The sequence below is a fragment of the Amycolatopsis sp. NPDC031561 genome (assembly GCF_055580625.1).
Genome location: NZ_JBVILA010000010.1, coordinates 170,827 through 192,638, shown reverse-complemented (window position 1 = coordinate 192,638; position 21,812 = coordinate 170,827). Strand labels below are relative to the sequence as shown.

At 68.8% G+C, this 21,812-nt stretch carries 21 protein-coding genes; 9 read left to right on the top strand and 12 right to left on the bottom strand.

Translation table 11 applies throughout. The annotated features are described in order from the left end of the window. Nucleotides 1–11 precede the first annotated feature (11 nt). Entirely contained in the window at nt 12–1,484 is a 1,473-nt protein-coding gene (locus ACZ5IK_RS21970) for a carotenoid oxygenase family protein (RefSeq protein WP_465489333.1), read from the bottom strand. A gap of 129 nt (nt 1,485–1,613) precedes the next feature. Here ACZ5IK_RS21970 and ACZ5IK_RS21965 point away from each other — a divergent pair, with 129 nt between their 5' ends. Together ACZ5IK_RS21965 and ACZ5IK_RS21960 are read left to right on the top strand one after the other, a co-directional pair. Further along, a complete protein-coding gene (locus ACZ5IK_RS21965; RefSeq protein ID WP_465489332.1) occupies nt 1,614–2,579 on the top strand; it encodes a winged helix-turn-helix transcriptional regulator in 966 nt (321 codons plus the stop codon). Between the two features lie 76 nt (nt 2,580–2,655). Further along, nucleotides 2,656–2,844 carry a DUF5302 domain-containing protein gene (locus ACZ5IK_RS21960; RefSeq protein ID WP_076164687.1) on the top strand — a complete coding sequence of 63 codons (189 nt, stop codon included), beginning with the start codon at nt 2,656–2,658 and terminating at the stop codon, nt 2,842–2,844. Nucleotides 2,845–2,930: 86 nt separating this feature from the next. Here ACZ5IK_RS21960 and ACZ5IK_RS21955 read toward each other — a convergent pair whose 3' ends face one another. From ACZ5IK_RS21955 to ACZ5IK_RS21940, 4 genes are all read right to left on the bottom strand, one after another. Continuing rightward, a complete protein-coding gene (locus ACZ5IK_RS21955) occupies nt 2,931–4,001 on the bottom strand; it encodes a Glu/Leu/Phe/Val family dehydrogenase (RefSeq protein ID WP_465489331.1) in 1,071 nt (356 codons plus the stop codon). Between the two features lie 117 nt (nt 4,002–4,118). After that, nucleotides 4,119–5,309, bottom strand: coding sequence for a kynureninase (locus ACZ5IK_RS21950; protein ID WP_465489330.1), 1,191 nt, complete (start codon nt 5,307–5,309; stop codon nt 4,119–4,121). Further along, nucleotides 5,306–6,088 carry a tryptophan 2,3-dioxygenase gene (locus ACZ5IK_RS21945; protein WP_101605809.1) on the bottom strand — a complete coding sequence of 261 codons (783 nt, stop codon included), beginning with the start codon at nt 6,086–6,088 and terminating at the stop codon, nt 5,306–5,308. Before ACZ5IK_RS21945 ends, ACZ5IK_RS21950 begins: the two co-directional genes overlap by 4 nt. After that, nucleotides 6,085–6,906: a PaaX family transcriptional regulator gene (locus tag ACZ5IK_RS21940; RefSeq protein ID WP_465489329.1), complete on the bottom strand. Its 822-nt coding sequence runs from the start codon at nt 6,904–6,906 to the stop codon at nt 6,085–6,087. Before ACZ5IK_RS21940 ends, ACZ5IK_RS21945 begins: the two co-directional genes overlap by 4 nt. 48 nt (nt 6,907–6,954) lie before the next feature. On the opposite strand from ACZ5IK_RS21940, the gene ACZ5IK_RS21935 reads away from it, so the two are divergent. The 4 genes from ACZ5IK_RS21935 to ACZ5IK_RS21920 are packed head-to-tail and all read left to right on the top strand — an operon-like array spanning nt 6,955 to nt 10,692. Beyond that, complete coding sequence (locus ACZ5IK_RS21935; protein WP_465489328.1) at nt 6,955–7,680, top strand: creatininase family protein; 726 nt, start codon at nt 6,955–6,957, stop codon at nt 7,678–7,680. Further along, entirely contained in the window at nt 7,677–9,179 is a 1,503-nt protein-coding gene (locus ACZ5IK_RS21930; RefSeq protein WP_465489327.1) for a benzoate-CoA ligase family protein, read from the top strand. Before ACZ5IK_RS21935 ends, ACZ5IK_RS21930 begins: the two co-directional genes overlap by 4 nt. Next, nucleotides 9,176–9,868: an SDR family NAD(P)-dependent oxidoreductase gene (locus tag ACZ5IK_RS21925; protein WP_465489326.1), complete on the top strand. Its 693-nt coding sequence runs from the start codon at nt 9,176–9,178 to the stop codon at nt 9,866–9,868. Before ACZ5IK_RS21930 ends, ACZ5IK_RS21925 begins: the two co-directional genes overlap by 4 nt. Next, on the top strand, nt 9,865–10,692 hold the full coding sequence (locus ACZ5IK_RS21920) for an enoyl-CoA hydratase family protein (RefSeq protein WP_465489325.1): 828 nt from the start codon (nt 9,865–9,867) through the stop codon (nt 10,690–10,692). Before ACZ5IK_RS21925 ends, ACZ5IK_RS21920 begins: the two co-directional genes overlap by 4 nt. Before the next feature lie 27 nt (nt 10,693–10,719). Here ACZ5IK_RS21920 and ACZ5IK_RS21915 read toward each other — a convergent pair whose 3' ends face one another. After that, the gene (locus tag ACZ5IK_RS21915) at nt 10,720–11,667 is read right to left on the bottom strand and encodes a helix-turn-helix transcriptional regulator (protein ID WP_465489324.1); all 948 of its coding nucleotides are present in this window, start codon (nt 11,665–11,667) and stop codon (nt 10,720–10,722) included. A 62-nt stretch (nt 11,668–11,729) separates the two neighbouring features. Here ACZ5IK_RS21915 and ACZ5IK_RS21910 point away from each other — a divergent pair, with 62 nt between their 5' ends. Then, complete coding sequence (locus ACZ5IK_RS21910; protein ID WP_465489323.1) at nt 11,730–12,200, top strand: VOC family protein; 471 nt, start codon at nt 11,730–11,732, stop codon at nt 12,198–12,200. On the opposite strand, the gene ACZ5IK_RS21905 is transcribed toward ACZ5IK_RS21910, so the two are convergent. The 5 genes from ACZ5IK_RS21905 to ACZ5IK_RS21885 form a co-directional block, all read right to left on the bottom strand. Next, on the bottom strand, nt 12,192–13,109 hold the full coding sequence (locus ACZ5IK_RS21905; RefSeq protein ID WP_465489322.1) for an SMP-30/gluconolactonase/LRE family protein: 918 nt from the start codon (nt 13,107–13,109) through the stop codon (nt 12,192–12,194). The two genes, ACZ5IK_RS21910 and ACZ5IK_RS21905, sit on opposite strands and share 9 nt — an antisense overlap. A gap of 10 nt (nt 13,110–13,119) precedes the next feature. Next, a complete protein-coding gene (locus ACZ5IK_RS21900; RefSeq protein ID WP_465489321.1) occupies nt 13,120–13,776 on the bottom strand; it encodes a histidine phosphatase family protein in 657 nt (218 codons plus the stop codon). Further along, nucleotides 13,777–14,841 (bottom strand): phosphotransferase family protein, encoded by a 1,065-nt coding sequence (locus tag ACZ5IK_RS21895; protein ID WP_465489320.1) that lies wholly within the window; start codon nt 14,839–14,841, stop codon nt 13,777–13,779. Then, nucleotides 14,838–15,590 carry an SDR family oxidoreductase gene (locus tag ACZ5IK_RS21890; RefSeq protein ID WP_465489319.1) on the bottom strand — a complete coding sequence of 251 codons (753 nt, stop codon included), beginning with the start codon at nt 15,588–15,590 and terminating at the stop codon, nt 14,838–14,840. The genes ACZ5IK_RS21895 and ACZ5IK_RS21890 overlap by 4 nt, the downstream gene beginning before the upstream one ends. Nucleotides 15,591–15,690: 100 nt before the next feature. Next, nucleotides 15,691–16,941 (bottom strand): S8 family peptidase, encoded by a 1,251-nt coding sequence (locus ACZ5IK_RS21885; RefSeq protein WP_465489318.1) that lies wholly within the window; start codon nt 16,939–16,941, stop codon nt 15,691–15,693. Nucleotides 16,942–17,202: 261 nt separating this feature from the next. Between ACZ5IK_RS21885 and ACZ5IK_RS21880 the strand changes: the two genes are divergently transcribed. Continuing rightward, nucleotides 17,203–18,189 (top strand): hypothetical protein, encoded by a 987-nt coding sequence (locus ACZ5IK_RS21880; protein ID WP_465489317.1) that lies wholly within the window; start codon nt 17,203–17,205, stop codon nt 18,187–18,189. Here the strand turns inward: ACZ5IK_RS21880 and ACZ5IK_RS21875 are convergent. Beyond that, on the bottom strand, nt 18,186–19,820 hold the full coding sequence (locus tag ACZ5IK_RS21875) for an acyl-CoA synthetase (RefSeq protein WP_465489316.1): 1,635 nt from the start codon (nt 19,818–19,820) through the stop codon (nt 18,186–18,188). The genes ACZ5IK_RS21880 and ACZ5IK_RS21875 overlap by 4 nt on opposite strands. Nucleotides 19,821–19,970: 150 nt before the next feature. Between ACZ5IK_RS21875 and ACZ5IK_RS21870 the strand changes: the two genes are divergently transcribed. Next, complete coding sequence (locus ACZ5IK_RS21870) at nt 19,971–21,668, top strand: bifunctional 3'-5' exonuclease/DNA polymerase (RefSeq protein ID WP_465489315.1); 1,698 nt, start codon at nt 19,971–19,973, stop codon at nt 21,666–21,668. The last annotated feature ends 144 nt before the right edge of the window (nt 21,669–21,812 follow it).

Sequence of the window (21,812 nt, the reverse complement as noted above, 5' to 3'; positions counted from 1 at the left end):
AAGGGGATCACTCACTTACGGGAAGGTTCCAGCTGGTCCGCCCGGACCCAGGTCGCGTGAAAACCGAGCGGGACACGCTGGGGCAACAGGACCCTGGCCACGGGTCCGGCAGTGAGATCGGCGGCGTCGAAGATGTCCAGCTCCGAGCGCCCCTCACGCTCGTCCTGGACAAAGGTCACCAGATAGCCGTCATCGGAATCGGCGGCCGCGCCGTCGCGTGGTGCGAACGGCGCCTCACTACCCCACCGGCCCGGACCGAAACGATATTCGGTCTTCGTGCCGGCACGATTGTCGTAACACACCAGGCCATCGAACTTGAGCGTCGAATCCGGCGAGATGTGCACCGCGTAGGAGAAGCGATTCCGGCCGCCGACCACCCTCGAGTCGACGGACGGAAATTCGGTGTTGTCGTCGTCGAGCCGGTCCTCCAGGCACTGTCCGGTCCGCAGGTTGAACCGGTAGCGGTGCAGCGAGGCGTCCAGCCGCAGGTACGACAGCATCTTGGCGAGCGGGGTGTGCGCGTCCTCCCGCGGCTGCGGGCGCTGAACACGGCAGACGTCGAGGACGATTTCCTCGCCCTGCTCCCAGGAGTTGACGACGTGGTAGATGTAGCACGGGCTGGCCTCGAACCAGCGGATCTGGCTACCGTTACCGTAGCGAGGCAGCACCCCGAACCGGCTCGGCAGCGACCGGTCGAACAGCAGCTTGTGGCGTCCGTTGCGCGCCGCTTCGAGGTCTTGGATCAGCGGCAGGTCCATCAAAATGGCGTAGTTCTCGGTGATCGCCATGTCGTGCGGCAGGCGCGGGCCGGGGAGTTCGATCTCGGTCGTGCTCACGACCTTGCCGTCCGCGCTGATCACGCCGTAGCGCAGGTACGGCGGCCGGGGCCCGTAGTCGAACCAGAACATTTCGCCGGTGCGCTCGTCGACCTTCGGATGGGCCATCATGTCGCCGACCAGCGTGCCGAGGAAGTCTTCGGCGCCCAGCGTCTCCAGCGAGAGCGGGTCGACCGCGTACGGCGTGCCGCACATGTACCAGGTGGACAGCACCTGGCCGCGGTGGAAGATCAGGTCGGTGTTGGCGCTGTCCTTGACGTTCAGGCCGTGCGTGTTGCCGAACGGGTTGTCCTTGGGCGACTCCATGACGCCCTTCCAGAGCGCCTTGCCCGCCGCGGATTCGGCCTCGAACGCCTTGGTGCGGACCCAGCGGTTGCGATAGCGGGCCTTGCCGTTCTCCAGGTGGACGGCGTGGATCATGCCGTCGCCGTCGAACCAGTGGTAGCGGCCCTCCGGCTCGAACCGGGGGTTGGGCCCGTTGCGCAGGTACACCCCGTTGAGATCGGCGGGGATCTTGCCGATGACCTCGAGATCGCTCGCGTCGAGTTCCTCGCCGACCGGGGCGTAGACGCCCATCAGATACGGGTTGACCTCGGGTTCCCCGGTGGCGGCTGCCACCAGGATCGGCTCCTCGGAGGTGCTGGTCATCGGTTCTCCCCGGTTGGTTCGCGTTGACCGATTGGCTGAGAGACTATGATTTCTGTAGCCAGCTGTCAATAGACTTCGTTTGCTGTAGTCAGTAGTACGCTGAGCGCGACACCATTCGAAGGGAGCTACGTGACAGAGGCGACGGCGCACCGAGTCAGGCCGGCGGGCGATCCGCTGCGCCGGGCACTCGAACTGCTCGGCGATCAGTGGACCCTGCTGATCCTGCAGAGCCTCTTCCTGCGCTTCCGCCGCTACGAGGAACTCCGGCTCCGGCTCGGCATCTCCCCCACCGCGTTGTCCGGACGGCTGCGCGAAATGGTCGACGCGGGCATGCTCGTCCGCACGCCGTACCGGGACGCGCGGCGCACCCGGCACGAGTACCGGCTCACCGAACGCGGCCTCGAACTGTGGCCACTGCTGATCTCGATCTGGGCCTGGGAAAGGGAATGGGTCGAGGGACGGCGTGCCGTCCTGCCGACGCTGATCCACCTCGACTGCGAACTGGCGACGTCGGCGCCGCTCGGCTGCGCCTCCTGCGAACGCCGGGTCGACGCCCGCGACATCCGCGCACGCCGCCTCGACGACACCGGCGTCGTCGAAGCGACGGCGACGAAACGCTTCCGCCGCAAGGATGCCGAGTCCCTGGCCGCCGATCCGCTGATGTTCTTCCCGGACACCATGGAGCTCCTCGGCGACCGCTGGTCGACCGGGCTCGTGGTGAGCGCGCTGCTCGGGGCACGGCACTTCTCGGAGTTCGAACGCGAACTCGGCATCGGGCCCAGCGTGCTTTCGGGCAGGCTGTCGAAACTCGTGGAGGTCGGCGTGCTGCGGACCGGGACCGCGAAGACCCGCACCGATGCGCACGACTACCGGCTGACCGCGAAAGGCCTCGCGTTCTTCCCTGCGCTGGCCTTCATCGCCGAGTGGTCGCGGGGCTTCGAAGCGCCGGGGCAGGAACCCGACATCACGCTGGAGCACGTGGACTGCGGCAACCGGTTGAAGCCGATCCTGCTGTGCGACCACTGCTGGCGGCCGCTGCTGCGGAACCGGATCGAGTTCGGCGGCCCGGTCCAGCTGCCCGCCCCGCCGAGGTGACGTAAATCGACTCGCCATCCGTGGTGGTTCCTGACAGGCTGGGCACTTGTCACATGTCGTCACCTCGGAGGTAGCAATGACTGAACCCGCGCCGTCCCCAGCGGATGGAGAAGAGGACGACACCAAGCGCAAGTTCCGTGAGGCGCTGGAGCGCAAGCAGGCCCAGGCCCGCTCCGGCTCGGCCCACGAGAACGCGGGCGGCAAGAACCTGCACGCGCACGGGCCCGCCGCGAACAAGCGCACCTTCCGTCGCAAGAGCGGCTGAGTCCCAGCCCCCACGCGCTATGAAAGGCCCGTTACTTGCAAAATTTGCAAGTAACGGGCCTTTCATAGCGTTACGGACCGCGAGACCTACACGGTCAGGATCGACCGCAGCCCGCCGACCTCGGTCATCCGGCGCTCGGCCAGCCGGTCGGCCGCCGCCGCCGGGGGCACGCCGTCGGCCTTGGCCAGCGCGAACACCGCCTTGGTGGTGTCGAAGATGGCCGTCGTCTTGCGCTTCGCCCGCGCGAAGTCGAAGCCGTGCCGCTCGTCGTCGACCTGGATCACGCCACCGGCGTTGACCAGGTAGTCCGGCGCGAAGAGGATGCCGCGGTCGTCGAGCAGCTTGTCGACGCCCGGATGCGCGAGCTGGTTGTTGGCCGCGCCGCACACGATCTTGGTGCGGAGTTCGGCGACGGTCTCGTCCGTGAGCACGCCGCCCAGCGCGCACGGCGCGAAGACGTCGAGTTCGGTGCGCATCAGCGTGTCGAGGTCTTCGATGACCTCGACGCCCGGGTACGCCGCGCGGGTGCGCTCGATCGCCGCGGGCGAGACGTCGGTGATGACCACCTGCGCGCCCGCTTCGATCAGATGCCCGACCAGGATGTGCCCGACCTTGCCGACCCCGGCGACACCGACCTTGCGGCCCGCCAGGTCCGGGACGCCCCAGACTGCGTCCGCGGAGGCGCGCATGCCCTGGTAGGTGCCGAAGGCGGTGAGCACGGAGGAATCGCCGGCGCCGCCGTTCTCCGGCGAGCGGCCCGTGACGAACTCCGATTCGCGGGCGACGATGTCCATGTCCTGCACGTAGGTGCCCACGTCGCAGGCGGTGATGTAGCGGCCGCCCAGCGACTGGACGAACCGGCCGAAGGCGCGAAGCAGCGCTTCGGACTTGTGCTTGTGGGGGTCGCCGATGATGACGGCCTTGCCGCCACCGAGGTCGAGTCCGGCGAGGGCGTTCTTGTAGGCCATGCCCTTCGACAGCGCGAGGACGTCCGCGAGCGCGGCGTCCTCGGACTCGTAGGGGTAGAAGCGGGTTCCGCCGAGCGACGGGCCCAGCGCCGTCGAGTAGATCCCGATGATGGCCTTCAGGCCGGTGGCCTGGTCTTGGCAGAAGACGACCTGTTCATGGCCGGTACCTTGGCCGAACACTTCGGTCACTGTGGTGACTCCTTGTCATGGAGTGCACGCGGCTTGTGGCTCACGTGCGAAGTTCCTGGAACAAGGCACAGCCCCCGCACGAAGGTCGTCCGGCGGCGACGGTGCCACAGCGCAAACCTAGCGGACGATCTCGTCCAGGATGCGCAGTGCGGAGTCGAGTTGGCCGTCGGACAGGTACGGCGCCGGGCCGAACCGCAGGTACGCGCCGCGGCTGTCGGTCCGGACCCCGCGTTCGGCGAGGGCGGCCTGCAGCGCTCCGGCGTCGGCGCACTTCAGGGACAGGAAGCCGCCGATGCGGTCCAGCGGTGTCTCGCGGTCGCGAGTGATGACGTCTTCGGGCAGGCCCAGCTTGTCGAAGCCTTCGGCGAGGAAGCCGACCTGGTGCCGCGAGACCTCCCGCAGGAACTCGGGCATGAGTCCATGCTCGGCGAAGAACCGGAACACGCGAGCGCCCCGATAGTGGCTCGTCGGGTCGTAGGTCGCCCCGGCGAACCTGTCCGAACCGCTCGCGTAGGCGACCTGACCGGGCCGGCGCTCGTCCGCGAGCGCGCCGAACTCGGCGTACCAGCCGGTGACGACCGGCCGCAGTTCCTGCGCGTGCGCGGGCATCCGCAGGAAGCAGTTGCCCTCGCCGAGCTGGAGGTACTTGTAGCCGCCGCCGAGGACCCAGGCGTTGGTGAGCCCGAGGTCGTGCAGCGCGAACGGGACGACACCGAGCGCGTGGTACGCGTCGACGACGAGGTTCACCGACTTCGAAAGGCAGACGTCGGCGAGGTGGGCCAGGCCCGGCACGAGCCGGGAGGTCTCGAACAGCACGGCCGACACGAGGACGGCCGCGGTGTCCTCGGTGACCTCGGCCGCGACACGCTCGGCCAGGGTGGCGACCGGCGTCGAGGGGACGCGGACGACCTCGACACCTTCCTCGGCCAGCCGCGCCAGCTGGCGGCGCAGCGTGTGGAACTCCCCGTCGGTGGTGATCAGGCGCGGGCGCCCGCGCAGATCCATCGCCGACAGGAACCGGATCACCAGATCATGGGTGCTGGCGCCGAGCGCGATGCCGCCGTGCGGGTCACCGAGCAGCGCCCGGAACCCGGCCCGCAGCTCGTCGGCCTTCGCGAAGGCCCGGTCCCATTTCGTGTCGACCTCTTCGGCCGCGTCGGCGAAGGCCTCGAGAAGGCCTTCCCGCGCGACGTCCGGCCAGGCCTGGTGGGAGTGCCCGGTCAACAGGATCCGGTCCGCCACACCGAATTCCGTGTAGTGCGCCGCGAGCGCGTTGGGATCGCGGCGGAGTTCGTCGAGGTTCGTCAAAGCCTGCTCCGCACCGCCCAGAGGTCCGGGAACATCGGGGAGAAAAGCGTCGAACGCAGGTAGTGCGCGCCCGACGAGCCCCCCGTCCCGGTCTTGTCTCCGATGGTGCGCTCGACCATCTTCACGTGCCGATACCGCCACTCCTGCATCCCTTCGTCCAGATCGACCAGGTGCTCCGCCACGACGGACGGCCCTGTGTCGTCGCGGTAGACCCGCAGCAGAACCTCTTGGAGCGCCGGAGAGGGTTCGAGTGGCTTGGTGACATCGCGCCCGGTCGGGACGTCGTACTCCTTCACCGCGAGGTACGTGACGAAGGAATCGAAGAGCGACGGCCGTGCCATCGCGTCCGCGATCTGGGCACGCTGGTCACCGCCCTCGGGATAATGCGCGAACACCCGCTCGTCCCGGCGGCCGAGAACGGCCTCCAGTACGCGGAATTGAGCCGACTGGAACCCGCTCGAAGCGTCGAGTCGCGCACGAAAACTGGTGAACTGGCTCGGAGTCATCGTCTCGAGCACATCGATCTGCGCGACCACCACCTTGAAGATAGTCAGGATTCGCCTCAGCGTGCGGGTGGCGTGAGCGGTGTTACCCGCTTCGAGTTGCTCCTGCAGGTAAAGCGCCTCGTGGAGAACTTGTTTGAACCAAAGTTCATACACTTGGTGGATCACGATGAAGAGCAGTTCATCGTGTTCGTCGGACCTCGGATGCTGCGCGTCCAGCACTTCGTCCAGCGAAAGGTAGGACGTGTAACTCAATGCCGCCTGAGTGTCGTTCATGGTTCGGTCACCTCATCGAAGTGGCGCTGTGCCGCCGGGGCCAGTGCTTGGTAGAGATCGTGGAAGAGTTCGACCGCGGCCGCCCGGCTCGGCGGAGCGGGCACCAGCTCGACCGGGAGCTCCGGATCGAGCGACGGGAAGGCGCGGAAGGTGTGCGTCAGCCAGGTTCGGACCTGGAACGCCTCGGCGTCAGGCAGGTCGCCTGAATATCCGCCGAAATCTCGGACGAACGCGTCGTAACGCGCGGCGAGGCCGTCGAGGTTCCAGGCCCGGCCGGCGAACCGCCGGACGTCGAGCCCCGCCGACGGTGTCCCGAGCATCAGCCCGGCGTGTTCGGAGACGTCCAATTCGGTCAGCAGGGCGAGCACCTCGGCCTCGCGGTCGTGCGGGGCGATCCAGGTGCCGTCCTGTACCGGGCCGAAACCGAGGAAGCGCAGCCGTCGCACCAGCCGTTCCCGGGCCTGACGGCGGCTTTCGGGGATGCTCTGCCACAGGACCGTCCACTCCCCGACCTCGCGTTCGCGCTTGCCGAGGGAGAAGATCCGGCGGTCGCCGTCGTCGAGCAACGCGATCGTGCGACGGGTCAGCGAGTAGTGGACGAGCCTGCCCGACTTGTGTCTCGCGAGCAGATCTCGGCGGGCGAGCCTGGCCAGCGCGATCCGCGCCGCGCCGTCGGAGTAGCCCAGCCCGGCGAGCACGCCGACCAGGCCGCCGGACCAGACACGGCGGCTCTCGCGCGGCGACACGTAGGTGCCGAGCAGCGTCATCACCAGTTCCTGGGGACCTGGGTCGCCGTGAGGTGTGGCCGATTCGGGCATGCGAGCAACTCTATACACCTCAGGCCGCTGCGGTGTAGCTTGATTCGAGTGACGTACTTCGCGGATTTGAGCTCGCGCCAGGTCGCCGCGCTCGCGTCCGACGCGCGCGTTCCCGTGCTGCTGTTGCCGGTGGGCGCCGTCGAACCGCACGGACCGCACGCGCCGCTGGGCACCGATCCCCTGATCTCCCGGGGAATGTGCGAGCGCGCCGCCGCGCGGCTGGCGGGTGACCCCGGCGTTCGTGTGCTGATCCTGCCAGAGGTGCCCTACGGCGTGACCCGGTTCGCGGCCGGATTCGCCGGCGGCATCTCGATCGGGGAGGAGACACTGCACGCGCTGCTCACCGAGATCTGCGGTGCGCTCGCCGAGCAGGGACTCCCCCGGATCCTGCTGGTCAACAACCATTTCGAGCCCGCGCACCTCGCCGTACTGCGGCGGGTGGCGGAAACCGCGGGCGTCGGCCTCGTGGACCTGGTCCGCCGCCGGTACGCGGCGCGGCTCACCGACGAGTTCCGCTCCGGCGAGTGTCATGCCGGGCGGTACGAGACGTCGCTGGTGCTCGCCGACCGGCCGGACCTCGTGGACGCCGTCGTCCAGCGCGACCTTCCCGCCGTCCACGTCGACCTGGCGCGCGGCGGGGTCACGGACTTCGCCTCGGCCGGGATGACCGAGGCCTATTGCGGAACCCCCGCCCAGGCGACCGCCGAAGAAGGCGAGAAGACCTTCTCGGTGCTCACCGACATCCTGGTCGAAGCGATCCGGGAGCTGGTATGACCTTCAATCTGGCGACCCATTTCGTGGACCGCCTCCCCGGTTCCCGCACGGCGTTGGTGTGCGGTGACGAGGAAGTCACTTACGCGGATTTGGCGGCACGGGTGAACCGGGCCGGGAACGTGCTGCGGGAGCTGGGTGTCCGAAGTGGACAACGGGTCTTGCTGGCGCTGAACGACAGCATCGAGTTCGTGGCCGTCTGGTACGCGGCGCAGAAGATCGGCGCGGTCACCGCCGAGGTGTATTCCTTCCTGCAGCCCAAGGATTACGCGTACTACCTGGGCTACACCGAGGCCGTGGTCGTCGTCGCCGATGCCGCGACCTTGCCCGCGCTGCGCGAGGCCGGGGCGCGGAACCTGCTGGTGATCGGCGACGTCGCTCTGGAGCCCGGTGAGCACTCGTTCGCCTCGCTGAGCGCTTCGGCCTCCGCGGAACTGGAAGCCGCTCCGACTTCGTTGGACGACGTCGCGATCTGGAAGTTCACCACCGGAAGCACCGGTTCGCCCAAGGCGTGCGTGCACCCGGCGCGCAGCGCGCTGGAGAGTTTCGACCGGTACGCGCTGGGAGTGCTCGGCCTTCGCGAAGACGATCGCGTGCTCGCCGTGCCGAAACTGTTCTTCGGCTACGCGCGGGATCTGACCGCGCTGTTCCCGTTCGGCGTGGGCGCTTCCGGAATCGTGTTCCCGCAGCGCAGCACCGCCGAGCTGCTGTTCTCTCTGATCGAGCGCCACCGGCCGACGATCCTGGTCAACGTGCCGACCATGATGAGCGCGATGATCGCCCATCCTTCGGCGTCTACAGTGGACATGAGCTCTCTGCGGCTCGCGACGTCGGCGGGCGAGGCACTGCCTTCGGAGCTGCATCGCAAGTGGGACAACCTGTTCGGTGTCCCGGTGATCGACGGGATCGGCTCCTCGGAGGCGTACCACATCTATCTGTCCAATGTGCCCGGCGCGCAGCGGGTCGGCAGCCTCGGCCGCGAGGTCCCCGGCTACACCGCCCGCATCCTCGACGAGAGCGACGATCCCTTGCCGGACGGCGAGATCGGCACCCTGGAGGTCACCGGTCCGACCATCGCGCGCGAGTACTACGGCGACGCGGAGAAGACCGCGCGGACGTTCCACGGCGACACCGTGCGCACCGGCGACCTGTTCAGCCGCGACGCCGACGGGTACTTCCACCACCACGGCCGGGCCGACGACCTGCTGAAGGTGTCCGGCGTGTTCGTCGCGCCGAGCGAGATCGAAGACTGCCTGATCGGTCATCCCGCCGTCGTCGACTGCGCGGTACTGGGCGTGAGCGTCGACGGCCTGGTCGTCCCGCGGGCGTGCGTCGTCCTGGCGGAAGGCCTTTCCGTCACCCCGGAAGAGCTGAAGGACCACGCACGGACCCATCTGGCGAAGCACAAATATCCGCGCGAGGTGGTGTTCGTGACCGAACTCCCCCGCACCGCCAACGGAAAACTCGATCGGCGCGCGTTGCGCCGGGTGGAGGCAGAGTGAGCAGGATCGTCGTCGTCACCGGCGGGACCCGCGGGATCGGCGCGGCCATCGCCGCCCGGTTCCAGGCCGCCGGGGACAAGGTGCACGCCCCCGGCCGGGCGGACTGCGACGTCACCGACGAGGGCGCCGTCGCCCGGTATTTCGACGGCCTCGGGCCGGTGGACGTCCTGGTGAACAACGCCGGGATCTCGGCGAGCGCGCCGCTGGCGAAGACATCGCTGGACCAGTGGCGAACCCAGATCGAGGTCAACGCGACCGGCGCTTTCCTGTGCACACGGGCGGTTCTGCCCGGCATGCGCTCGCGCGACACCGGCCGGATCGTCACCGTCGCCTCGACGGCGTCGCACATCGGCTACCGCTACACGGCCGGTTATACGGCCTCGAAGCACGCCGCCGTCGGCCTGATGCGCGCCACCGCCGCCGAAGTCGCGGGCACCGGCGTCACCGCGAACGCCGTCTGCCCCGCCTTCGTGCGCACGGACATGACGGCCGCCTCGGTGGCCCGGATCCAGGAACGGACCGGCCGCGACGAAGCCGGCGCGGAAGCCGCCCTCGCCGCCGCGTCCCCGCTCGGCCGCCTGCTCGAACCAGACGAGGTCGCCCACGCGGTGACCTTCTTCGCGGCCGCCGAAGCCGCCGCGATCAACGGACAGACACTCGTCCTCGATGGAGGTGGGATCCAATCATGAGCCCGTTCCGCGCCACGCCGCCGATCACGGCGAACTGGGAACATTTCGAGTTCACCGTGGACGATGGCGTCGCCACGGTCACCTTGGACCGCCCCGAAAAACTGAACGCGCTCACCTTCGACATCTACGCGGACCTCCGCGACCTGCTGGCCGAGCTGCCGCACCGCGGCGACGTCCGGGTGCTGGTCATCACCGGCCGAGGCCGCGGGTTCTGCTCCGGCGGCGACGTCGAAGAGATCATCGGCGAACTGCAGAAAATGGAGTCCGCGGAACTGCTGGAGTTCACCCGCATGACCGGCGCGGTGGTGAAAGCGCTGCGCGAGTGCCCCATCCCGGTGATCGCCGCGGTGAACGGCGTCGCGGCGGGCGCGGGTTCGGTGATCGCGCTGGCCAGCGACTTCCGGCTGCTGGCCTCGTCGGCGAAGTTCGCCTTCCTGTTCACGAAGGTCGGACTGGCCGGGGCGGACATGGGCTCGGCGTACCTGCTGCCGCGGCTGGTCGGCCTGGGCCGGGCGACGGAGTTGCTGATGCTGGGCGACAAGATCGACGCCACACGGGCCGAGGCCATCGGGCTGGCTTCCCAGGTCGTTGACGATTCCGACCTGGCTGCTACCGCTGCCGCGCTGGCTCGCCGTCTCGCCGATGGCCCGGCTCTGGCGTACAGCACCACGAAGGTGCTGCTGACGCGGGAGCAGGACATGGACCTGGGGAGCTCCATCGAGCTCGAGGCGATCACGCAGGCTTTGCTGATGACAGCGAAGGACCACGGTGAGTTCTACGCCGCCTGGGCGGCCGGGCGCTCACCTCAATGGACCGGCCGGTAAGGCCTCCCTGTCTCCGCAAGTAGTCGACTACTTGCGGGAGGTGGTGGCCCCCAGTAGTCGTTCGGCCAGAATCCGGCACCGTTCCTCCAGTTCCACCGGCTCGATCACCTCGAAGGAATGCCCCAGCACCACCACATGCATCAGCAGGAAGTCGAGATCCCCGGCCCCGCTCAGCACCTCGCACCGCGCGTCCCCCCGTTCCCGCACCACCGCGGCCGACGCCGGGATCTGCGCCCTCACAACGGAAGCGGGCGCGTGCACCAGGAACCGCGCTTGGTGCTGATAGACCCGGCTCGCCACGTTCTCCTGCACATAAGCCGCCGCGTCAGGCGCCGGACGCGGACGGAAACGCCATGAACGCGCGGAAACCTCCGTCATCCGGTCGACCCGGAAGGTGCGCCAGTCGTCGCGGTCGAGGTCGAAAGCCAAGAGATACCAGCGCCGCCCCGAAGCCACCAGCCGGTACGGCTCGACCCGCCGCACTGTGAAGCCCGAGGAGGACGGATAGCCGAAGCCCGCCTCGACCTCGTCGCGGCACGCGCGCGCCAGTGTCATGAGCACGTCGGGGTCGATCGGCGCGCGGCTTCCGTCGAACGAGACCACCGAGCCGGAGAGCGCGCGAACCTCGTGCCGGAGCCTGGTCGGCAGCACCCGGTCCAGTTTGGTGAGGGCCCGGAGCGCCGCGTCACCGCTGCCCGCGCCGGCGAGCAGGGAGACCGCGGTGGCGATCGCCTCCTCGTCGTCCAGCAACAGCGGCGGCATGTCGTGGCCGGGGCCGAGCTGGTAGCCACCGCCGACGCCGTTGCTGGCCTGCACCGGATAGCCGAGGGCGCGTAGCCGCTCGATGTCCCGCCGGATCGTGCGCGGGGTGACGCCGAGCCGTTCGCCCAGTTCGGGGCCGGTCCACACCGCGCGTTGCTGCAGCAGTCCGAGCAGGGTGAGCACCCGCTCGGTCGTACCCCGCTCGTCCTCCATGTCACCCACTCTGTCAGAGATAGCGGACCGATCCTGTCCGCTAGGCATGTCAGAGTGATCCCATGAACCGCAAGAGCCGCGAATTCCAGGTCAGCTTCGACGCCCTCGACCCGAAAGCCCTGTCGACCTTCTGGCGCGATGCCCTGGGCTACGTCCACCCCGGCCCGCCGGGGGTCGAAGTGCCCGAGGGCACCGATCCGCTGGACGCGTGGGACGAGTTCCTCGAGCGGGTCGGCGTGCCCGTGGAGCAGCGCAACAGCAGGTCCGCCCTTCAGGACCCGGACGGCGTGGGACCGAGGATCTTCTTCCAGCAGGTCCCGGAGGACAAGATCGCCAAGAACCGCCTCCACCTCGACCTCCGCGCCGCTCCCGGTCTCGAGGGGGACGAGCGCATGGCGGCGCTCGAGGCCGAGTGCGACAGGCTGGTCGCGCTGGGGGCGAAGCGGATTCAGCGCTTCGAGCCAGAGCAGCCGTTGAGCCTCGGTTTCATCGTGATGAACGACCCGGAGGGCAACGAATTCTGCCTAGACTGACGTGACGGCGATCGCGTTGTCCTCCAGGGAGCCGAAGTACAGCTTCCCGTCCCGTTCCCGGACGCCGACGAGGACGTGGAACCCGTCGATCTCCCCGCGCAGTTCGTGGACCTGCTTCCCGTCCGGAGTCACCCCGCGCACCCCGCATTCCCGCGCGGGCGCAGGCTGGAGCGACGTCGGCAGCGCGCGGACACCGGCCCGCAGCGGCGCGGGGAGCTTCTGTATCAAGGAAAGCGCGGGCACCTTCGGGCTCGCCACGGTGATCCAGATCAGCCCGTCGCTGCCGGTCGAGATGTTGTCGGGGTAACCCCACAGATCGTCGACGAGATAGTCCCGCGTGCCCGCCCGGTCGCCCGTGAGCCACACGCGAGCGACCCGGTAGGCGCCGGTTTCGGCCACGGCCACATAGGACTCGTCGGGCGGCAGCGCGACCCCGTTGGCGAACTGGAAACCGTCGGCGAGCTGCTCGATCTTCCCGTCCGGGGTCCGCCGCAGCAACCGTCCGCCGCCGGTCTGCTCGATCAGGTCGTCGCGCCACTTCTCGATGCCGAACCGCCGCGACGAGTCGGTGAAGTACACCGTGCCGTCGGCGGCCACGGCGGCGTTGTTGCAGAACACGAAATCGAGGCCCACGGCCGAAGTCGCCAGGGTGGTGGTGTCGCCACCGGCGAGCGGCATCGTCAGCAGCCCGGCTTTGGCGTCGCAGATCAGGAGATCGTCACCGAAGAACTCCAGCCCCAGCGGACGGCCGCCGGTGTCGCCGAGGACGTCGATCCGCCTGCCGTCCGGCGAGACGCGCAGGATGCGCCCGTCGTCGACGCCGGTGTAGACGCGCCCTTGGTCGTCGACCACGACGTCTTCGGGACCGTGCCCGTTGACCGGGATGACCGTGACCTCGCCGAACGACATCGCGTGGCTCCTAGCGGTAGGTGAGCAGTTTTGCGGCTTCCGCCTCGAAATGCGGATGTTCGTTGAACGACAGCAGGGTCACCCCGCCGCGGCCGGACACCAGTTTGGTGATGCCCGCGTTCACGGTGACCCGGTTCAATTTCAGCAGCCCAGCCTCGGGCGTGCCCATCAGCGCACCGCAGACCGTCGCGATCACGCCACCGGAGCTGAAGACGACGGCGTGCTCGCCCTTGCCCAGTGACGCCACGACGTCCGCCAGCGCGCCCTTGACGCGTTCCAAGAACTGAGGCCAGGTCTCGGCACACGGACCGGATTCCCCCGCCGAGACCCAAGCGCTCAGCGCACCGTCCAAAGCGGCCTGATACGCCCGCGAGTCGGTCTGCTGGACACCGGCGGCGTGGTACTTCGCGATGTCGACGTGGTCGTACTCGTTCCAGCGTTCGTCCTCGACGACGGCGACCCCGGAACCGAGCGCCTTCAACGCCGTCGCGGCCGTGTCCCGTTGGCGGGCAAGGGAACCGGACCGAGCCTGGGTGAACTCGACACCCCGCCGCAGCAGTTCCTCACCGACCACAGTGGACTGTTCGAAACCGCGCGGCGAGAGCTGGTCGTAGTTCTCCGCGCCGAACGACGCCTGCCCGTGCCGGACCAGGTAGATCGCGCCCATCTACGCCTGCCCTCCTCCGATGATCCGGCGGCAACGCCCGTCGAGATAGCCGACGAACTGCCAGAGATCCTTCAGCGCCGGGTTGCTCGTCTGCCCTTCGTGGAAGCGGTAGTAGATCTGCTGGATCACCACCGCGAGCCGGAACAGGCCGTACACCTCGTAGAACGTCCAGTCGCCGATCGCGAGGCCGGAGCGTTCCGCGTAGCGCCGCACGAATTCCTCGCGCGTGTACATCCCCGGCACGTGCGTCGGCTGGCGGCGGCTGAGCTTCATGACGTCGTCATCGTCGTCCTGCACCCAGTACGCCAGCGTGCTGCCGAGTTCCATCAGCGGATCGCCGAGGGTGGCCATCTCCCAGTCCAGCACGCCCACGATGCCGAGGTCGTCGTCGAGCACCAGGTTGTCGAGCCGGTAGTCGTTGTGGATCAAGCAGATCTTGACCTCGGACGGCTGATTCTCCTTCAGCCACGCCATCACCTCGGCGCAGTCGGGGACGTTGTCCGTGCGCGCCTTGAGGAACCGCTCCGACCAGCCGCGCACCTGACGTTCGACGTAACCGGCGCCCTTGCCGAGATCGGCCAGCCCGGCGGCCTCGACGTCGACGGCGTGCAGTTCCACCAGCCTGTCGACGACCTTGCCGCACAACTCACGCGCGCTCCCGGCCGTCAGGTCGAGCCCTGCGGGCAGATCTCCCCGCAGGATCAGACCTTCGAGACGTTCCATCACGTAGAAGTCGCCGCCGAGCACGGTTTCGTCGTCGCAGAAGGCGAGAACCTCGGGCACGTAAGGGAAGACCGGTCGCAACGCCTGCTGGACACGGAACTCGCGGCGCATGTCGTGCGCGGACGCGGCCTTGTGCCCGAGCGGCGGGCGCCGCAGGATCAGCTCGCGGTCGGGATAGGTCAGCAGGTACGTGAGATTCGAGGCGCCGCCGGGGAACTGGCGAACCACGGGCGGCGCGTCGCCGAGCCCCGGAACGTGTCCGGACAGCCAGGCGTGCACCGCGGCGGGGTCGAACGAGTCCTCACCGCGCACCTCGACGGTCTTGTCCGCGGCCAGGGTCATGCGAACTTCTTCAGCACCGACACCGGGACGAACCGGAACACCTTCGAGAGCAGGGTCCACGGCCACGACGGCACGAACGCCTTCGCCTTCTCGGTTTCGATCGCCTTGACCAGCGCTTGCGCGCCGGTCTCCGCCTTCACGGCGAGCGGGATCTTCGAGATGTCCACGTTCATCTCCGACTCGATGAACCCGGGCAGCAGCTGGGTGACCTTGATCGGCGTCCTCATCAGCTCGATCCGGGTGCCCTCGGCCAGCGCCGAGACGCCCGTCTTCGAGGCGGCGTACGCGGTCATGTTGCCGGGGAAGGGGCGAAGCGCGGAGAAGGAGGAAACGACCACGAGGTGGCCTTCCTTCTGCTTCCGGAAGATGCCGACGGCGGCCTCGATCTGGGCGGCCGCGGCGAGGAAGTTGGTCTGGAGGGTCTGGCGGTTGGCGTCGAACCGGCCGGAGCCGATCGGCTGTCCCTTGGCGAGGCCCGCGTTCACGATCACGCGGTCGAGAGAGCCGAGCTCCTCACGGAACTCCTCGAAGACGGTGAAGACCTGGTCGTGGTCGTTCACGTCCAGCTTCCGGGTGACCACGGTGATGCCGGGATAGGCCTTCTTGAGTTCCGCGGCGAGGGTTTCGAGCCTGTCGGCACGACGGGCGGCCAGTGCCAGATTGCGGCCTCTTGCGGCGTACTGCCTGGCCATTCCCTCGCCGAGTCCGGAGCTCGCCCCGGTGATCAGGATGTTCTTCCGCAGGACCATGGCTGGAGCTTACCCGTTGGTAACAAGTCCGGCGCCCCTTGGACGGATGGCTGCCCCCGGCGCCTGGAGTTCGCCGGGGGCAGCCTGTCCGAAAGGACGTTTACTTCACCTGGAGCAGCTTGTTCGCGGTGCCCCCGGTCGGGTTGCTGATCTTGCCGTCGGCGGCCGCGGCGACCAGGCCTTCGGCGACCTGGGCCGGGGTGGCGTCAGGGTGGGCCGAGAGGTACAGCGCGGCAGCGCCGGCAACGTGCGGCGAGGCCATCGAGGTACCGCTGATGGTGTTCGTGGCGTCGTCACCGGTTCCCCACGACGAGGTGATGTCGACACCCGGGGCGTACAGGTCCACGACCGAACCGTAGTTCGAGAAGCTGGCCTGCTTGTCGGTCTTGTCGCTGGCGGCCACCGTGATGGCCTCCTTGACGCGGGCCGGGGAGGTGGTGCCGGCGTCGGAGGACTCGTTGCCCGCCGCGAGCGCGAAGGTCACGCCCTTGCCGATGGCTCCCTTGACCGCCTCGTCCAGGGCGTCGTCCGCGCCACCGCCCAGGCTCATGTTGGCGACCGACGGGCCCTTGGCGTTCGCCGCGACCCAGTCGACACCGGCGACGACACCCTCGGTGGTGCCGCTGCCGTTGGCGTCCAGCACCCGGACGCCGACGATCTTGGCGCCCTTGGCCAGACCGTGGTCCGTGCCGCCGATGGTGCCGGCGACGTGCGTGCCGTGACCGTGCTCGTCGTTGGGGGTGTCGTCGTTGTCGACGAAGTCCTTGCCGCCGGTCGCGCGGTCACCGAAGTCCTTGTGCGAGCCGCGGACACCGGTGTCGATGACGTAGGCGGTGACGTTGTCGGCCTTCGTCGGGTACGTGTACTTGTTGTCGAGCGGCAGGTCCGCCTGGTCGACGCGGTCGAGCCCCCACGACGGCGGGTTGTCCTGGGTCTCGCTGATCTTGAACGTCTTGTTCTGGACGACGTACGCGACCTGCGGGTCGGCGGCGAGACGCTTCGCGGCGGCCTCGTCGGCCTTGATCGAGAAGCCGTTCAGCGCCGAGCCGTAGGTGCGGGAAAGCGTGGTGCCGTACTGACCGGTGAGGCCCTGTGCCTTGGAGGCGACGTTCGCGGTGATCTCGCTCGCCGCGGCCACGCCCTGGCCGACCGCGGTGGGCTTGAGGACGACGATGTAGCTGCCGCCGACCGCGTTGGCCGCACCGGCGCCGCGGATCTCGCCCTGCTGGTCGGCGTTGGCCGCACCCGCACCGAACGTGGCGACCGCCGCGGTCACACCGGCGAGGGCGACTCCCGCCACCAAACCGCTACGGGTCTTTCGGGACTTCAGGTTCTTCCGGGACTTGCTCACTGGTTCCCTTCCTGCCGCGCCGTGCGGATCACCCGGGAGGATGATCGTTGCTGCAGCCATGCAAACCGGTTCGCCAGGTGCCCGGCAATGATTCACAGTTACCAGTACTAGGCCATAAGGACTAACGGCGCTCGTCCGGAAAGGCGTTTTCGCCTGGCAGAAGGCGCCCCTGGAGTGTTACCCCAGACTGTTAAAGTTATTCGCGTTGTTATCAACTCCGACGGTGTCAAGAAGCGGCAGGCGGGGGCGGTCGGGCGGCATATGGTGGCGGGGAGCACGGCGGATCGAGTGACCACGGACGATGAAGAGCCGCGGACCGCGTTCGCCACGGCGTTGCGGTCGGCCATCGCCACCAGCGGCCTGAGTCTCGACCGGATCCAAGCCCGGCTCCTGGCCCGAGGCGCGTCGGTCAGCGTCACCGCGTTGAGTTACTGGCAGTCCGGCAAACGCCAGCCGGAGCGACAGAGTTCGCTGTCCGCGGTCCGGGTCCTCGAAGAGGTCCTGGCGATTCCCGCCGGTTCGCTGCTCAGCCTACTGCCGCCGCCGCGGCCACGGGGGGCGTCGTCACGCCGCAGCCGGGCCACCACCGAACAGCCGTTGACCTTCCCGCTCGAAGCGCTTCAGGCGCTCTTGGAGAAGGTCGGCGCTCCCAACGCGCTCGAACAACACCATCAGCTGAAACTGGTCGGCCTGCACGACCTGTGCGAGATCGCCGCGGACGGCGGGCAACGCGCGGTGACCGCGCGGGCGGTGTTCCAGGCGGGCGCGGACGGGCAGGATCGCTGGCTGCTGGTCTACGCCCAGGGCGATCCGGAAGCCGGGCCGCCGGTGCTGAACACGCTGCGCAACTGCCACGTCGGCCGCGCCGAGGTCGACGACGAGCACGGGCTCACGGTGGCCGAACTGCTCTTCGACCGGCCCATCGACCGCGGCGAGACGCACCTGATCGAGTACTCCCTGACGAACCCCGGCCCGCCGTACCCGGAATGCCGGAACACGCATTACCGCGAGTTCCGGCGTCCGGTCCGGGAGTACCTGCTGGAGATCCGGTTCGACCCGGACACCATCCCGACGAAGTGCTGGCAATACAGCGCACATGGGCCCTCGGCGGGAACAAGTGCCTCGGGCCTGAGGCAAGGGACGTCTCCCTTGGACCGCCGGGACCTGAAGCTCGATCAGAACAACGGCGTCCACGCCGTCGCACTCGACTTCGGTCCCGGCGTCTTCGGCATCGACTGGGAGTACTAGTGCAGCTTGTTGCGCAATACCTTCCCGGTCGCGTTGCGCGGTAGCTCGTCGAGGAACTCCACGTCGCGCGGCACCTTGTACCGGGCGAGGTTGGCCTTGACGTACTCACGCACCCCGTCGACGTCCAGATCCGACTTGTCGGCCCGCACCACGAACGCCTTGAGCCGCTGCCCGAACTCGGGATCCTCGACACCGACCACCGCGGCTTCGAGGACGTCCTCGCGTTCGACCAGGAGGTTCTCCACCTCGATCGGGAACACGTTCTCGCCGCCGGAGACGATCATCTCGTCGTCGCGGCCGTCGATGAACAGCAAGCCGTCCTCGTCGAAATGGCCGACGTCGCCGCTGGAGAGGAGACCGTCGATGATCTCCTTGTGCCGCCCGTCCGTGTAGCCCTGGAAGCTCAGCCCGCTGCCGACGAACACCCGGCCGGTGACATGCGGCTCGGTGATCTTGCCGCCCTTCTCGTCGTACAGCGCGACCTTGCAGCCCACCGGCGCGCGGCCGACCGTGCCGGGTGCCTTGCGCCAGTCCTCCGGCGTCGCGACGGTCGCGACGGCGACCTCCGTCGAGCCGTAGAGGTTGTGCACGACGTCGCCGAACGCGGCTGTCGCGCGGTTCCCGAGGTCCGGGGACAGCGCGGAACCCGCGACGAAGATGATCCGCAGGCACGAGGTGTCGTACTTGGCGCGGATCTCTTCGGGCAGATCGACGATCCGCTGCAGCATCGTCGGCACGAGGACCAGCGTCGTGCAGCGGTTCTCCGCGACCCCGCGCAGCGTCTCCTCCGGCACGAACTTGCGCCGCATGACGACCTTCGAGCCGAGCGCGAAGGACAGGATGAACTGCGACAACCCGGTGCCGTGGAACAGCGGCGCGCCCATGTAGGTCGCCTCGCCGGTCCGCAGCGGGATGCGGTCGAGGAACTGCGCGGAGGCGAGCGCCGAGGTGTGCGGCCGCGGCGCGCCCTTCGGTGTCCCGGTGGTGCCGCTGGTCAGGAGGATGAAACCACCCGGTTTGGCGGGCGCGGGCCACGGGCGGTCGTCGGTACTGGCGACCAGTTCGGTGACGACCGGGATGTCGCGTGGGCGCACGGTGTCCGAGTCGACCCACGCGAGGTAGTGGTCGACCTCGCCCTCGACCGCGTCCAGCAGGTCGGTGAACTCCTGGTCGTAGACGAGCGCCGTGACACCTTCGCGCTTCGAGACGTCCGCGAGCTGCGGTTTGGCGAACCCGGTGTTCATCAGCAGCAGCTTCGCGCCGAGTTTGCCGGAGGCGAGCATCGTCAGCACGAGACCGCGGTGGTCGCGGCACAACGCGGCGATCACCGAGCCCGGTCCGAGGCCACGCTCGGCCCATGCCCTGGCCAGCGCGTTCGACTGGGTGTCGAGCTGCTTGAAGGTCAGCGGGCCGAGTTCGTCGATGATGCCGGTCGCGGTCGGGTCCCGGCGGGCGGCGATCATGTTCGCGCCGGCGAACGGACCCCACTTCCGCACCATGACCAGCGAACGCAGGCCCTCGTCGACCCGCGGGATCGGGAGCAGGCCCGCTTGGCGCATCACGTCGATGCTCCGCACGGTCTCGGTCACCTTGCCCGCCACCAGGGTGGCGAGGCCGGTGGGGTTTCTCATCCGGGCACCTCCGTTGCTGCTGCGGCGAGACGCCATTCCGCCTTCACGTACCGGCGGTATGGGTTGCTACTCGACAGTAGCCGACCGGTAGCGCAGGCGCACTAGCGTGCTGGTGACAGAAATGTCGGTGGCAACTAGCACAATGGCAACGTGCAAGCGTTCGCAGGTCAAGAAGAAGATGGCGACTTCGCGATCTCGATTTCCGGGGAAGCGCCGCGGGGCCTGAAGCTTGCGGAGTTCGTCGACGAGGTGCGGCGCCTGGAGGCGGAGCACGCGCCACGCTGGGTGTTCCCGTCGGTCGAACGGACGTATCCGGCGTTGATCAAGGCAGGCGTCCGGGTGCGGCGGTGTCACGACCTGACGCTGACCGAGGGCCTGCTGCTGGCGCACGAGGGCAGGCCGCAGGAGTCGCGGAGCCTGCACGGCGCGCTGGCCAGGGCGAACGGCCAGGAGGCGCCCGCCGACGAGCCGCCCCTCTGGGCCGAGGACGACCAGCCGACGCTGTTCGAGACGCGCGGCCCCCGGCTGCCGTCCGGCGTCACCGTCATCGACGCGGCCCGCCGGGTGCTGGCCGAGCAGGAAAAGCGAGTCGCGGTCACCGATCATCCGGAGCGGCTCCGCCTGCTGTTCGCGGCGGAGTCGGCGAGCGCGCTGGCGGCCGCGGAGATGTCGGCCGACGGGCTGCCATGGCGGGCGGACCTGCATCTCGAACTGCTCGCCGATCAGCTCGGGCCGCGCGTCCCGGCCGGGCAGCGGCCGAAGCGGCTGGTCGAGCTGGCGGCGCGGATCAGCGACGCGTTCGGCGGGCGTCCGGTCAATCCGGACGCCCCGGCCAGCGTCGTCCGGGCGCTCGGGCGCGAGGGCATCGAGGTCACCTCGGCCAGGAAGTACCTGCTGCGCGACATCGACCACCCCGCCGTCCCGCCGCTGCTGGAGTACAAGGAACTCGCGCGGCTGCATTCGGCCAACGGCTGGACCTGGCTCGACGAGTGGGTGCACGACGGCCGGTTCCGCCCGCACTACATCGTCGGCGGCGTCGTCTCCGGACGCTGGGCGAGCCGGGGTGGCGGCGCGCTGCAGATCCCGAAGGTCCTGCGGACCTGCGTCCGGGCCGATCCGGGCTGGAAACTGGTGGTCGCCGACGCCGCGCAACTGGAGCCGCGGGTGCTGACGGCGTTGTCCGGGGACCGCAAGCTGGCCGACGTCGCCGCGGCCACGGATCTGTACGCGAGCCTCGCCGAGGCGATGTTCTCCGGGGTCCGCCGCGTCCCGGTGCCCGCCTGGGACGACCGTGACGACCGCGACCGGGCGAAGATCGCGATGCTTTCGGCGATGTACGGCGGGACGTCCGGTGAGGCGGGGCCGCTGCTGGCGTTGCTGCGGACCAGGTTTCCGGACGCGGTGTCCTATGTGGAGCGTGCCGCGCAGGCCGGGGAACGCGGCGAGCGCGTCCGCTCCCGGCTCGGTCGCACGTCGCCCGCGCCGTCGGAGGCCTGGCGCGCGCTGACCGGCGGTGTCGCGGACGACGAGGCCGGAGAGCTCAAGGCCCGCCAGGCGTCCCGCAACTGGGGCCGGTTCACCCGCAACTTCGTCGTGCAGGCGAGCGCGGCGGACATGACCGCGGTCCTGCTGGCGACCCTGCGGGGCAAGCTCCCCTCCCCCGCGCATCTGGTGTTCTTCCAGCACGACGAGGTCCTGGTGCACACCCCCGCCGAGTTCGCCGACGAGGTCTCGCAGTCCATTGTGGACAGCATGACGGAGGCGGCACGGATGCTGTTCGGGGAGGCCTGCCCGGTCCGGTTCCCGTTGCACATCGCCGCCGTGGACACCTACGCGGACGCGAAGTAAACCGCAACTAGAGGACTAATTGCGGCGACTGTCCTAGTGCGGTACCGAGTGGGTCACCGTGGTCGTGGGGGGGGGTTTTGGGTTTTCCCCCACAAGACACCCCCACACCACCAACCCCCCCCCCCCCCCACGACCCAACCAAGA

Bases quoted from the DNA above. Each gene is read 5' to 3' on its own strand.
- ACZ5IK_RS21970 (WP_465489333.1), bottom strand. From the start codon at position 1,484: ATGACCAGCACCTCCGAGGAGCCGATCCTGGTGGCAGCCGCCACCGGG.
- ACZ5IK_RS21960 (WP_076164687.1), top strand. From the start codon at position 2,656: ATGACTGAACCCGCGCCGTCCCCAGCGGATGGAGAAGAGGACGACACC.
- ACZ5IK_RS21945 (WP_101605809.1), bottom strand. From the start codon at position 6,088: ATGAACGACACTCAGGCGGCATTGAGTTACACGTCCTACCTTTCGCTG.
- ACZ5IK_RS21940 (WP_465489329.1), bottom strand. From the start codon at position 6,906: ATGCCCGAATCGGCCACACCTCACGGCGACCCAGGTCCCCAGGAACTG.
- ACZ5IK_RS21930 (WP_465489327.1), top strand. From the start codon at position 7,677: ATGACCTTCAATCTGGCGACCCATTTCGTGGACCGCCTCCCCGGTTCC.
- ACZ5IK_RS21920 (WP_465489325.1), top strand. From the start codon at position 9,865: ATGAGCCCGTTCCGCGCCACGCCGCCGATCACGGCGAACTGGGAACAT.
- ACZ5IK_RS21915 (WP_465489324.1), bottom strand. From the start codon at position 11,667: ATGGAGGACGAGCGGGGTACGACCGAGCGGGTGCTCACCCTGCTCGGA.
- ACZ5IK_RS21910 (WP_465489323.1), top strand. From the start codon at position 11,730: ATGAACCGCAAGAGCCGCGAATTCCAGGTCAGCTTCGACGCCCTCGAC.
- ACZ5IK_RS21905 (WP_465489322.1), bottom strand. From the start codon at position 13,109: ATGTCGTTCGGCGAGGTCACGGTCATCCCGGTCAACGGGCACGGTCCC.
- ACZ5IK_RS21900 (WP_465489321.1), bottom strand. From the start codon at position 13,776: ATGGGCGCGATCTACCTGGTCCGGCACGGGCAGGCGTCGTTCGGCGCG.
- ACZ5IK_RS21895 (WP_465489320.1), bottom strand. From the start codon at position 14,841: ATGACCCTGGCCGCGGACAAGACCGTCGAGGTGCGCGGTGAGGACTCG.
- ACZ5IK_RS21890 (WP_465489319.1), bottom strand. From the start codon at position 15,590: ATGGTCCTGCGGAAGAACATCCTGATCACCGGGGCGAGCTCCGGACTC.
- ACZ5IK_RS21880 (WP_465489317.1), top strand. From the start codon at position 17,203: ATGGTGGCGGGGAGCACGGCGGATCGAGTGACCACGGACGATGAAGAG.
- ACZ5IK_RS21875 (WP_465489316.1), bottom strand. From the start codon at position 19,820: ATGAGAAACCCCACCGGCCTCGCCACCCTGGTGGCGGGCAAGGTGACC.